This window comes from Roseibium album (assembly GCF_965233825.1).
Classification (GTDB): domain Bacteria; phylum Pseudomonadota; class Alphaproteobacteria; order Rhizobiales; family Stappiaceae; genus Roseibium; species Roseibium album.
On record NZ_OZ247583.1, the window covers coordinates 805,499 to 817,702 of the forward strand.

A 12,204-nucleotide genomic window follows, 5' to 3' on the forward strand; every position below is an offset into this window, starting at 1 on the left:
CTGTCAGTTGCTGTCTTCTTTCTTTTTCTTGCCCAGAACACTTCCAAGCAATCCGGGAGGAAGGCCGAAGCCCTCTTCAACCGCTTTCAGCACTTCTTCGTCATCGACATCGCCGTCGATAACCTTCTGGACATCGATCTGGGTCCGCCCACCGGTCGCGCGTTGAATAACCTCGTTAGCCGTATCAACCAGCTCCTGCGGAGCGTCCTTGTTTCCCTGGAGTATCGAGATCAGCTCGCCACCCGTTTCCTGAAGCTGCTTGTAGGCCGCCTCCGGGTTTTGCAGAATACCGGCAATATCGGGATAGATCCGGGGGTCATTCCAGGACCCTTCGATGACAATTGGAACGCCGAGACCAGCCATTTTCTTGTCCTCGCCCTTCCGGCGCGGCATCGGCGGTTGCCCTTCCAGGGTCGGAACGATATTTGGCTCCACGCGCCAGTTGAGGCTTTGCTGCGGCAAGTCCGTCGTTCCCTTGCCGTTCATACGCAACAACGGCCCGACCATGGCAAGATCTTCGGTCTTGGCGATCCCGTTGGCAATTTGAAACGAAGCCCCGAGGGTACTGAAGTCGGTCTTCGCCGAGGGATTTTCCTGCCAGCCGAGCAATGTTTCGACAGAAAGACCCCGCACCATTTTCGGAATATTGATACCCCTGATTGCTCCGTCCACGAATTCATAGTCGGCCGAACCGTTCAAACCCTGGACCAGCGCTTGCTGCGATCCGCCGCTTGACGTCACATTGAGATTGATCGAGGTGCTGCCTTCAATCCACTCAAATTCAGCCGCGTCGCGCAGCAAGGGATAGGCATTGAGCCCGCTCAGCGAAAACTGCGCGGCGACTTCAGGTGTTTCCGAAGCTCCGTTCAACGTGACAGTTCCCTTGCCCGCGCCTTCGTATAGAGCCAGCTTTTCCAGGTTCGCAGTCAGAACCCCGTTTTGAATGGTCGTGGAAAGCGCACTCTCGTCGATCTTGATCTTGTTCCAGCGAATCTCGCGCGTCGTGACCTTGAAATCCGCATCGACGGCCCGAAGACCCTTGAAGTCGATCGGATCCGTGTTCCATCCGGATGCCGGCTTTTTGCTTTCGTTTCCGCCACTTGCATTGCCTGAAGACCCGGACCCGCCAGAGCCGCCACCGGTTCCTGTGCTGGAGCCGTCACTAAGATACGGATCCAGTACCAGCTCGCGCAGCGCCAGTCGTGCCGTCACCTTCGGCTTGGCACCAAGTTCGATCCTCCCGTTGGCTTCACCGCTTGTCTCATCAAGTGTAAAGCGGGTTTCTTCGAACGAAACCGCACCGGGCTGCATACCGAAAATCCCGGAGGCCTTGAAGGTTTTCAGCCCGCCCCCCGAACCAAGCGGCTGACCAAGCCAGCCCATCAAACCACGCAGATCAGCCGTATCCACATTGACCGCGCCATCGACATTGCCGCTCATTGCGACCTGTCCGGCAAAGCCCGCACTAACCCTGTTCCCTTTCAGGGAAACGGATACAGGTGCTGAGTTTCCGCCAAGCAACTTTGCGGTATCGGCCTCGCCTGTCAGGCTGAATGCTTCACCCCGCCATGAAAGCGCGCCCGAAAGGGAGATCGGTTTTTCAAGGCCCTGAAGATCCACGTCCAGCGCAAGGTCGGTCAGACGGTCCGCCTCCGGGTCACCAACGGTGGAGGACAGGCCGAGGCCACCAATTTCGCCCTCTGAAATCGAAATCGACCCGTTCATGTCGAGACCGGCAATCAGTTCCGCGCCTGTCAATCCGACGGTATCGAATGCCATATCGGCGCTCAGCTTTCCGCTTGCCGGCAAGTCCTGGCCTGCCAGAAGAAGAAGGTCCTTGATCGATCCATCCTTCAGCACCATGCGGCCGGACACTTCCGGCACGAGACCTGCGAGATCCGCGTCTGCCGCACCACCGAGCGAAAGCTGGCCGAGCACAAGATGCAGATCGGCAACGGAAATCGACGCTTCCGAGCCTGAAATGCTGGCATCGAATGAATAGGCCCCCGGGTCTGCCTCCAGGCTCTGACCGGCGAGCGCTGCCAACGACTTCAATGATGGTCCCGCGGCATTCAGGGTCAGTTCGGCGCGCGTTGGCTTGAGCCCTGTTTCACCTGACATTGTGATGGAATTTTCACCGGTCGAAATCGTCAGGTTGACCGGCACCTGATCGCCGGATGTCAGCCCCAGCGGATTATCCAGCCCACCGGCGACATTGAACGGTATGTCCTGAAGCACGAAACTGGAAGTCAGATCGACCTCACCGCCGAGATCCGGAGCAGTGAGTGCAAGATCCAGATTGCTGATCCGAACCGGCTCGCTTGTTGACGGATCCTTGTAGGTGAGCATGCCACCGTTGATCGTAAGACTGTCGACACCAATGCTTTTCAGGTAGTTTCCGGATGCGGTCGCAGGCTCCGATTGGGGCGCTTGCGTTGCCGAGGTCTGATCAGCCTGAGCGGCTTGTCCGGATTGGGCGGCAAGGTCTTCGCCAAGACCGAGATTCCGGCGCGGTTCCCAGCTGGTCGATCCGTTTTGACCCACTTCAAGATAGATGTCCGGCTTGTCCAGAGTAATGCCGGTGACCTGGATGTTGCCCGTTATCAACCCACCCCAGGCGAGACCGAACTCCACTCGTTCCGCCTTTGCAAATTCAATACCGTCGGCACCGGCTTCTCCCGCGACACCGATATCCTGTGCGTCGAGAGCAAACCCGGGAAACAGGGAAAGCGACACGGGACCGTCAAGCCGGACGCGCCAGCCAAGTCGCTTGTCCACCTGTTCAACCACCTGACGTTTGATTTCGTCCTTGGGCAGGAACAGCGGAACGACCAGAACGATCGTCACCAGCAAGATCACCAGACTGCCCAACCCGATCAAAAGCCGTCGCATATTTGAGCGTCTCCTTTCGCGAATCGGCCCTAATGTAGACCAATCGCAGCTTCGTCCACACCCACACTGCACTGTGAATTTGACAAAAGCAGGAAACAATACGAATTCGCAACCGTCGAGCGCAGAGCTTCCTCGGAAATCGTCACGCCTGGGAAAAGGCAACCAAGTGATTGTCCCACGAAAAGCCCGGGGGCCGCGCCAGGATCTCGGCTGGCAAGTCCGGTTCATTGACGAAAGACAAACCGCCATTTCCGTCAGAAATCAGAAAACTGCCCTGATCGATGGGCGCGACACCGCAGCCATCGGGGATCGCCTGCGCGCCAAGGAAACCGCCTGTTCCTGCGTCCCAGAATAGGGTCTGGCCGCCACGCGGTGCGGATGTGGCAATGACATCGCCGGAAATGCTGGCGGTTACGGACCCGATGTAATTGTTCAGATTGCCTGTGAATGACGCTGGTATTTCTGTCGTATAGGGCGCTTCGTCAGGTGCGAAGACGGCAACGAGCGGCGGCGCATCAGATGCCGGCCCCTCATATTGGCCACCGACCCAGGCCCGCCCCTTTCCGTCCAGGGCCATGTGCCGCAAGGATAATTGATGCAGGGACCTGTCCAGTTCATGTTGTCTTGCCAGATCGCCTGTTTGTACATCAACAAAGGCGATCGAGGGCGCCATGGTGGCAAGATTGAGCTTCTCTCGACCCATGTTCGGGTGCGTTTCAATGCCGCCATTTGCAATCACGAGTGTCCGTCCGTCGGACGATAGCGCGATATCGTGCGGTCCAAGACCAAAAGAACTGATTTCACCGATCCGTTTCGGCAGGTGGCCACTCACGTCGTAGACGCCCACAACCCCGCGAACGGCTCCAAAATCGTTCTCCACCGCATAAAGCAGACGGCCATCGGCCGAAAAACAGCCATGACCATAAAAATGCCTGCCGGGTTCGGAGACAATCACGGAAGGGTCGGAGTTCTGAAAAGGCTGCACAAACAGAGCGAACGTCCCGGGACGCCGTGCAAAGGCAACAAAACGCTGCCCGTCCGGAGAAACGGCAATACCATGACCACGTCCGGGGAGCGTTATTCTGGCAAGGATCTGTCCGTAGTCGTCCAGCAGTCCTATGCCGAAGTCACCATTGGAATTCCGGTAGGCGCTGGCAAAAAGTACAGCATCTTCACCGTCTTTCCGCTCCAGCAGGCTTTCTGCCAGTGGCGACCGCGAAAAGGCAGGCAACGTTGCGATACCGCCCAGCGCCGTCAAGAACCCGCGGCGCGAAAACGAGTGTCGTTCAGTCGCCGTCAAGGGCATTGAACCCTCCGGCAAGTCCCAGGCCACCGGCGACACCCTGGGTCATCAGCTCCTGGATCGAGGAAAGCGTGATCAACAGGGCAGCAACCTGATTGTAACCATCGTTCTCGCTGAATGTCCTGCGCAAGGGCGGATTGAGTGCATCCAGGTAGTTCCTGGCATTCTTGAATTCAAAACCGAGCGTATCCAGTGTCCACTGATCGTCGGATGACATCATTGGTTTCAGATCCATGCTGGACAGCGCATCGTTGATACCGGCAAGCTCGCCCGTGAGGTAGACTACCGCATTGCCCGAGCGTGAAAAGGGAAACCGGTTCGGTTTTGTTTTGTCCTTCGACTTTCCCATCGCCGGCAAAATATCCTGATCCTTGGTAATCGTGATACCGGTTGCCAGCGAATTGAAAACGTCCTCGAAGGCTTCCTTCGAAGTACGATAACGGTCATTGTCCGGCCCGGCAGACAGGAGAATTTTGCTGTAACCGTCCGGGTCGATCCAATCGGCCGAGGTGTCATGCGCAATCTTGGAAACGTTCTGCGCAATGGCGAGGGCGTACCCGCACGTGTAGTCCTTGTTGTCACTGTCATTTCCGAGGACGACTTCCGTGTCCTTGTTGAAGGCAATCAGCTCCAGTGCAGTCAGGCTCTGAACCGCGACGCTTTTCTTGCCAAGGCGCACAGGCGACAAAATGCTGTTGTCCGCCGCCGCATAGAGTTTTCTGATCTGCTTTTGCGCCCTGCCGCGCGGGTCAGGCCGGAAAGACAGGCGGCTTAGCCTGTCGTCTTCAAGGAGGGGACCGAACCTCAGAAACTGAATGCGTGAAAAATCACGTATGGTTTCCGAAAAGGCGGTTTGAAATCCAAGGACGTTTGCCTCGGTTGCCTCGATGCAGATGGCTGAAACGGCATTGGGCAGTTTTCCGGCGCTTTCAGAAAAATCGGCTGCCGCCGGGCGAAAATAGCCCGAAATGATATTTTCAAGCGGTGCGTTGAAATCAGCTGCTTGCGATGGAACCGCAAGAAGGATCGCAGCAATTCCCAGGACCAGGTTTTTCATCAAAGAGACTCCAAGAAACGGATCAGCGCCTGTCGATTTTCCGGCGGCATTGCAACAACAGTATCACGTGCCGCCTGTGCTTCGCCGCCATGCCACAGAACGGCTTCCAGAAGATTGCGTGCCCGTCCGTCGTGCAGGAACCTTGTATGGTTGTTTACCGTCTCGGTCAGGCCGATGCCCCAGAGCGGCGGCGTCCGCCATTCCCGTCCGTTTGCATCACCCACAGGGCGATTGTCAGCAAGACCCTCGCCCATATCATGCAGAAGAAGGTCCGTATATGGCCAGATCAGCTGGAACCTGTGCGCCGGGTTTGCGGCATTTCTTCCTGTTACATATTTTGGCTGATGGCATTTGGCGCAACCCGTTTCGTAAAAGACCTGCTTGCCCTTCAGGACGACCGGATCGTCAACATCGCGCCGCATCGGCACTGCGAGGTTTTCCGAATAGAAAGTCACAAGATCCATGACAGGATCAGGGGCCTCGGAAACGCCGAGCGTCACCTGCTCGCCATGCGGCAAGGCTCTGCATTCGGTTTGCAATTCCGTGCAATCGCCGTAGTTGTCGGGCCGGTCCGGCGTGCTGATGCCGATATCGCCGGAAAATGCACCCGCCGTCTGGGTCCGGATAGAGGGGTTCGATGCCTTCCAGCCGAACCGGCCAATGGTGAACTCATCGGTTTCCGGATCACGCACGCGGCTGATCCTGCCTGAAACGCCATCCCCATCGAGATCCTCCGGATCCGCAAGCCTCTCCAAGTCGCCAGGGTGGATGGCTTGAAGAAGGCCAAGCCCGATCATCGGCGGCGCAACACGGGGGGAAATCATGGTGTCGGGATGCATGTCACCAAATCCGAGATCGCGGATCTGGTAGACGGGTTTTTGAAGAATGGCTGTCTCACCGCCATTCATGTGAACTTCGATGTCTTGCGTTCCGATATCGAACCGTCCTTCGCCGGGAAGGCCCTGCACAGCAAAGGCCTGGAACTGACCGCCATAGACCGGTTCCGGAACACGCAGGATTTTCCGCGCCGCCAGGGCCAGTTGCTGTTCTTCCGTCTGAGGCGGAATTGAAAGACGCAGGAACAGCGAAACCGCTTCATCCCCCGGACGTGGCGGACGGCCCCGGCCGTCCTTCAGATGGCAACCCTGACAGGAGCGCGCATTGTAGAGCGGTCCAAGACCGTCTGAGGCGCGTGTCGACGAGGGCGAAGAAGTCCAGAGTTTCTTGAAAAGCCCGTTTCCGACCTTGAAATCGTGCTGCTCTTCGAACGTCAGGTTGGCATTCGAGTGCGAAAATGCATCCCGATTTGGGCGGCGGGTAGAGGTGCCGGCTCCGCCCTGCATCGGCTCGAACGGTTCGGGCGCTTCAAAATCGGCAGGCGCCGAGAGTATGTTCGCGATCCTGGCCCTGTCTTTCTCCGACAGGTCGTCGCGGTGGGAAAACGGATCCCCTGCAGCGACAGGATTGACTGCAAGAAAAACACACAAAACAGCGCTCTTGGCGGCGTTCGACCGAAGGGCCAGCCTCATAAATCGCATCCTGATTGTGACCTGCGAGCCCCAATTCGCAGATAGAAAAGCGTCAGGCGGCCCGAGAGCCGCCTGACGAGATTTGCTTATTCGAAAACCGCGCCCGGGTTGTCAAGGCTGTCGGAACCTTCAAACGCGACTTCGTCCAGACCGAGCACTTTTACGACGCGTTCGATGGACGCCGTCTGATCGACCAGAGCGTCGACGGCGGCCTGCACAACGGCGTTGCCCTCGTCGTTGCCTTCACCAATCATCTGGTCATAGGCTTCACCACCTTCGGCCCGCGCCTTCATGACCTCGAAAGCAGCCAGCGTCGCGTCGAGCTTTGCCTTCATCTCGTCGGCAAGTGCCGGATCCTTCGCCGCGACAATGTCAGCGAGCGAAGCACCTGAAACATCGTTGCCAAGCGGGCTTGAATACGAACCGAAGTAGACGTTTCGGATACCGACGACATCATTGAGGTGCGACATGTGGGTGTTGTCGGCGAAGCAGTCATGCTCTTCCTCCGGATCATGCAGCAGAAGGCCGAGTTTGATGCGTTCCCCGGCAAGTTCACCGTAGGAAAGCGAACCCATACCGGTCAGGATCGTCGCAAGACCACCGTTTTCTCCCTTGGCTGCCAGCTCTTCACGTGCCGCTCCGCCAGGCGCCCAGGCGGCTGCCATTTCTTCAAGATCGGAAATCAGAAGGTCGGTGACTGCTCGCAGGTATTGGACCCGCCGCTCACAATTCCCGCCGGTGCAGTTGGCCGGATCGAAGTCCGTCGCGGGACGGGAACCGGCCCCGGCGTCGGTGCCGTTCAGATCCTGACCCCACAGCATGAATTCGACAGCGTGATAACCGGTGACCACGTTGGCCTCGACTTCACCGGCTTCCTGAAGCTGGTCGGCCAGCAAAGACGCGGTAATATTGCTCGCATCGATTGTTTCGCCACCGGCCTTGAGGGACGGATTGGCAATCAGGTTGGCCGCATAGAACGGGTTTTCTTCTGAATCTTCACCATAGGACGCGTCAACATAGTCGATCAGACCTTCGTCGAGCGGCCACGCATTTACCTTGCCTTCCCAATCATCGACGATCGCGTTGCCGAAACGGTAGGCTTCAGTCTGCTGGTAGGGATTGCGCGCTTCGATCCACGCAGAGCGTGCGTCTTCCAGGTTTGCCTCGGTCGGCTCATCGAGGAACTTGTCGATAGCAGCCTTCAGCGTCTTTGCCGTTGCAAGGGAATCGGCATAGCTCGCCTGGGCAATATCGCCGTAATTCGACAGGACATCAGACGGCGCCGCTGCCATTGCAGGCGTGACAAACAGGGCCGTAGCCGTCAGCAGGCCAAACTTGAGTGATTTCATGGGTCCACCCCCTTTTCAATGCAATCGGGGCCGCGAACGCCACCCCGTTTTTGCAATTACAAAAATTTAAACAACGCCAGCGGGCGTCGACAGCCTGTCGGTCAAACCATTTCCTGAAGCATAGTGTCAAGTTTAAAATCAAGAAAAATCAATAGTTTAGAACGATTCCAAAAAGTTGACTCGAAAATACCGGATTAAATTCCCACCTGACACGATTAAAGGTATCAACAACTCTTTGATGCCAAAGTGGGAATGGTATAGCTATTTAAGGAAGGCAAGCAGGGATGCCGGAAACAGGAAAACCAAGACATGCTGAATGCGCTGAAAAGCTTTGTCCGGGAAATCACATTTGGTGACGACGGCAAGAAGAAGTTCGCAGAAGACGACAAGCGTTTGGCTGCGGCTGCCCTGTTGTTTCACCTGATCGATATCGACGGCATCATCGAGGAAAGCGAAAGCACGAAACTTCGCGAGATCCTGCAAAGCCACTACGACCTGTCCGACAAGGAAACGACGGAACTGATCGCCGCTGCCAAGCAGCGAGACGAAGAGGCCGTCGACCTTTATGGTTTCACGTCCGTATTGAAACGGACGGCCGACGAGACAGAGCGCCTCGCGATCGTCGAGATGATGTGGGAGATCGTTTACGCGGACGGCCACGTCCACGAGTTTGAAGACAATACAATCTGGCGTGTCGCCGAACTTCTGGGAGTTTCAACGCGAGATCGCATGACGCTCCGGCACAAGGTTGCGCAAACTGCACCTGAAGAAACGGACAGCGAGTAGCAATCCGGTATCGAATCCGGGCGAGCATCGATAGCCGGGGAAATTTCATTGAACAGTTGTTGGAGCGGGGGTCGATTTTTTTGGCGGGCTCCCTCATATTTGTCTTATGAGATTTGAACGCGCTCCAGCCGGTAACTGTCCCAAGGTCCTCATTGTCCTCCACCAGGAAGCCTCCTCACCCGGCCGTGTCGGAATGGAACTTGTCAAACGCGGCTTCACACTGGATATCCGAAAACCCCGTTTCGGTGACACGCTGCCTGACACCATGGCCGGGCATGCCGGTGCTGTGATATTTGGTGGTCCGATGAGCGCCAACGATCCCGATGCTTTCGTTCACAAGGAAATTGACTGGATCAAGGTACCGCTGAAGGAGGAAAAACCTTTTCTCGGTATCTGTCTCGGGGCCCAGATGATGGTCAGGCACCTGGGTGGCACGGTCGCCGGTCACAGGGACGAACTTGTCGAGATCGGCTATTACCCCTTGTCGCCGACAAGCACCGGCAAAACAATGATGGACTGGCCGAAAAAGGTTTATCAGTGGCACCGGGAAGGTTTTGACTGTCCGGGTGGAGCTGAATTGCTGGCTTCTGGCCCGACGTACCCCAATCAGGCCATTCGTGTCGGACCGGCCGCTTACGGCATCCAGTTTCATCCGGAATTGACTCACCAGATGATGGTCAAATGGACCACAAAGGCAGCGCCGCGCATGGAACTGCCCGGAGCTCAGCAACGCCGCGATCACTTCGCCGGCCGCTTCATCCACGATCCTGCCGTCAGGAAATGGCTCGACGATTTTCTGGATCTCTGGATCGGGACAGCACAAGCGCCGGTTATGCACGCCCAGATGAGAGCGGTGGAATGATCCGCCACCAACTGGTTGCCGGTCTGCGCATCTAGTCTGCGGAAACGATTTCTCCAGGCCGCCAGGTTTTCTCGAACCAGGGTTCCTCCGGTCCGTACAGACGCAGGATGGCAAACCATCCCTTGTTCGCGATGGTCTGGATCCAGTTCTGCTGCTTCCCTGACGGCGCTTCGGGACCGAAGTAAAGCGTTACTGATCCGTCGTCGTTGACGGCCAGATCATCACGTTGATTGTTCTTGCTCGGGAACGGCTGACCGGTCTGAAGCTCGGAGCGGGTCTGAGGGTCATAGATAACGACCGACCAGAAGTCTTTCGCAGGAACGTCGGCCGGTATGGTGAGCGAGTAGGTTTTGGAGCCATCCAGGAATTCCCCCTCGCTATCCGTGACATTCAGGGCGTATTGCGAACCTTTGCCCGGGAGCTTCAGAACCATCGCCGGCGTGTTGACGGTTGCCATGTAGAAGAACATCGTTCGGGCATCCAGATACCGTCCACCGTTTCCCTCGTCACGCAGCCACTGCCAGTTACTGCCTATGAAAGCGGTATACCAGCCACTGTTTTCATACAGATAGGCAGTCTTGTCGCGTGGTTTCAGCCAGATCGATCGGGCGGTGGCATTTCCTATGGCGACCGCTTCCGTCAGAATTTGCTTCATACGCTCATCAGGATCGAAGGCTTTGCCCTTTTCGATCCCGATCGCGGCCGCAAGACCACGCAGTTCGGGATCGAATGCCGATATCGGCTCTTTCTGGATTACCGTATTCAGTTCGTTGTAGAACTCGAACGTATTGGCGTGAATGGTATTGAACGCCTTCCTGGAAACATTGATGAATTCCATCTCTGGTGGTGCGGATCTGTCACGAAGAGGGTAGATCTTCAGGCCGGTCCGATAGGCTTTGACAGCCGCATCGGTCTTGCCGTCGACAAGGAACCCGCGGGCGATGAACCAATTGATGTAACTGGTCGATTTCGAAACGAAGTAGGTTTCACCCTCGACCTCCGCCTTGTATCCGCCGACCGGCGGCGCAAGATCGCCCTCATAGTCGGGCGGCAATATGAGGTATTTCCCGCCCTCTCCCTTGTCGGGGCCCGGCACGCCCATGTCGGTAACAAATCTGAAATAGGCATCATTGACCGTCGTCGGCCCCTGACCCTTCGGAATCTCGATGACGACCGGACCGTCGCGCTGCAGATCCAGAATGGTCGAACCATAGACCGTGTCGGTGTTGCCGGTCAGAAACAACGGATTTGAGTCCATCAAATCCTCAAACACCGCAAACTTGTTTGCGGCATCGACACCGACTTCGACCATCCCTCTTCGGATACCCTCTATGGAAGTCGCGGGTATGAAATTCAGAAAAACCTCGACACCGCGCATGAAGTCGAGTGTATCAAACATCAGGGCACTGGTTTCGGGTGTCGGTCGTCCATCGACGAATTTTAGGGTACCGAAGCGCGTTTCCACTTCATCCGGGGTCAGGATGTCTTCCGGGATCGGCGTATTGTAGTTCGGAAGGTCGACTTTGTTTTCAGACGCCAGCCCAAACTGGACTTGAAGGAGAACAAACGCAGTAAAAAACAATAAGGAATTCTTCATGACGGGCTCCCGGATCGAGGCGAACACACAAAGGTGTTCACCCCGGAGACTGGAGAGTTTCCCGCAGAAGTCAATAAAAACGCTACGTTAGCTTGCAAGGGCAAGATCCTTTGCCTCACCCTTGCGACTGCGTGAAACAGGCCCTGCCTATTTGATCCTGGCGTCTTCTACCGGATATCCAAGACCGCCTTGCTCGCCGAAATTCTCAAGATGGCACTCGCTGCAGGCGGTGAACACGTTGACCGCTTGCGGCGATCCGTTGGGCGCGACCATCATGTAGTACCAGTCATCGGTCTTGGGCGATTTTCCGGCCGCAACCTTTTCCATGAGGAACAGCGGTCCCTTGGTAACCTTGCCGTCGTCATCGATCGCAAAGGATTCCTTGGCGATTTGAGTTCCGGCCGGAATGGAAACATTTTCCGGCTTGTACTTCAGATACTCGTCGGCACCGATAGAATTCACGTAGGTCACCAGAAACCTGCCACCGTGAAAGCCGGGTGCTGCCGGAAATGCACTTGCTTTGGTCCAGCCCGGATAATCCTTCACGAACGCTTCCGGTATCCAGCGTTTCGAGCCCTTCTGGTATCCGGCCTGCAGATCAGACTTCAGACAATCATAGACCGCCTCGGCTTCATCGCCGGTCAACTCGTAACCCGGCTTGTTTACATCGCAAGCCGCATAAGCGGATGTCGTGAAAACAAGGGATGCGATTGCACCTCCCAGCCAAACAGGTAGCTTCCTCATTGTTCTCTCCCTAAGCTTACGCCTTTGTTCAAAGACGTGGCCACGGAAGCTTCAAGCTTTGGAGAGCATGTTTACAACTCACATG

General features: G+C 56.5%; 9 protein-coding genes. 2 read left to right on the top strand and 7 right to left on the bottom strand.

Annotated features, from left to right (window positions below):
- Positions 1 to 3: 3 nt before the first annotated feature.
- From ACO6TI_RS03765 to ACO6TI_RS03785, 5 genes are all read right to left on the bottom strand, one after another.
- The gene (locus ACO6TI_RS03765) at positions 4 to 2,892 is read right to left on the bottom strand and encodes an AsmA family protein (protein WP_422384380.1); all 2,889 of its coding nucleotides are present in this window, start codon (positions 2,890 to 2,892) and stop codon (positions 4 to 6) included.
- Between the two features lie 142 nt (positions 2,893 to 3,034).
- Entirely contained in the window at positions 3,035 to 4,198 is a 1,164-nt protein-coding gene (locus ACO6TI_RS03770; protein WP_422384381.1) for a DUF1513 domain-containing protein, read from the bottom strand.
- On the bottom strand, positions 4,179 to 5,252 hold the full coding sequence (locus ACO6TI_RS03775; RefSeq protein ID WP_422384382.1) for an imelysin family protein: 1,074 nt from the start codon (positions 5,250 to 5,252) through the stop codon (positions 4,179 to 4,181). The genes ACO6TI_RS03770 and ACO6TI_RS03775 overlap by 20 nt, the downstream gene beginning before the upstream one ends.
- Positions 5,252 to 6,781: a di-heme oxidoredictase family protein gene (locus ACO6TI_RS03780; protein ID WP_422384383.1), complete on the bottom strand. Its 1,530-nt coding sequence runs from the start codon at positions 6,779 to 6,781 to the stop codon at positions 5,252 to 5,254. Before ACO6TI_RS03780 ends, ACO6TI_RS03775 begins: the two co-directional genes overlap by 1 nt.
- Before the next feature lie 86 nt (positions 6,782 to 6,867).
- Complete coding sequence (locus tag ACO6TI_RS03785; protein ID WP_196999417.1) at positions 6,868 to 8,130, bottom strand: imelysin family protein; 1,263 nt, start codon at positions 8,128 to 8,130, stop codon at positions 6,868 to 6,870.
- Between the two features lie 309 nt (positions 8,131 to 8,439).
- On the opposite strand from ACO6TI_RS03785, the gene ACO6TI_RS03790 reads away from it, so the two are divergent.
- Both ACO6TI_RS03790 and ACO6TI_RS03795 read left to right on the top strand, forming a co-directional pair.
- Positions 8,440 to 8,916, top strand: a complete 477-nt coding sequence (locus tag ACO6TI_RS03790; RefSeq protein ID WP_055114952.1) for a TerB family tellurite resistance protein — start codon at positions 8,440 to 8,442, stop codon at positions 8,914 to 8,916.
- 106 nt (positions 8,917 to 9,022) lie between these two features.
- Positions 9,023 to 9,778, top strand: a complete 756-nt coding sequence (locus ACO6TI_RS03795) for a glutamine amidotransferase (protein ID WP_422384384.1) — start codon at positions 9,023 to 9,025, stop codon at positions 9,776 to 9,778.
- A 31-nt stretch (positions 9,779 to 9,809) separates the two neighbouring features.
- Here the strand turns inward: ACO6TI_RS03795 and ACO6TI_RS03800 are convergent, their stop codons facing one another.
- On the bottom strand, positions 9,810 to 11,375 hold the full coding sequence (locus ACO6TI_RS03800; protein WP_422384385.1) for a DUF1254 domain-containing protein: 1,566 nt from the start codon (positions 11,373 to 11,375) through the stop codon (positions 9,810 to 9,812).
- A 147-nt stretch (positions 11,376 to 11,522) separates the two neighbouring features.
- Positions 11,523 to 12,119 carry a cytochrome P460 family protein gene (locus ACO6TI_RS03805; protein WP_055114957.1) on the bottom strand — a complete coding sequence of 199 codons (597 nt, stop codon included), beginning with the start codon at positions 12,117 to 12,119 and terminating at the stop codon, positions 11,523 to 11,525.
- Between the last annotated feature and the right edge of the window lie 85 nt (positions 12,120 to 12,204).

Excerpts from the sequence above, each read along its gene's own strand:
- ACO6TI_RS03800 (WP_422384385.1), bottom strand. The coding sequence starts at position 11,375 with ATGAAGAATTCCTTATTGTTTTTTACTGCGTTTGTTCTCCTTCAAGTC.
- ACO6TI_RS03805 (WP_055114957.1), bottom strand. The coding sequence starts at position 12,119 with ATGAGGAAGCTACCTGTTTGGCTGGGAGGTGCAATCGCATCCCTTGTT.
- ACO6TI_RS03785 (WP_196999417.1), bottom strand. The coding sequence starts at position 8,130 with ATGAAATCACTCAAGTTTGGCCTGCTGACGGCTACGGCCCTGTTTGTC.
- ACO6TI_RS03770 (WP_422384381.1), bottom strand. The coding sequence starts at position 4,198 with ATGCCCTTGACGGCGACTGAACGACACTCGTTTTCGCGCCGCGGGTTC.
- ACO6TI_RS03780 (WP_422384383.1), bottom strand. The coding sequence starts at position 6,781 with ATGAGGCTGGCCCTTCGGTCGAACGCCGCCAAGAGCGCTGTTTTGTGT.
- ACO6TI_RS03765 (WP_422384380.1), bottom strand. The coding sequence starts at position 2,892 with ATGCGACGGCTTTTGATCGGGTTGGGCAGTCTGGTGATCTTGCTGGTG.
- ACO6TI_RS03795 (WP_422384384.1), top strand. The coding sequence starts at position 9,023 with ATGAGATTTGAACGCGCTCCAGCCGGTAACTGTCCCAAGGTCCTCATT.
- ACO6TI_RS03790 (WP_055114952.1), top strand. The coding sequence starts at position 8,440 with ATGCTGAATGCGCTGAAAAGCTTTGTCCGGGAAATCACATTTGGTGAC.
- ACO6TI_RS03775 (WP_422384382.1), bottom strand. The coding sequence starts at position 5,252 with ATGAAAAACCTGGTCCTGGGAATTGCTGCGATCCTTCTTGCGGTTCCA.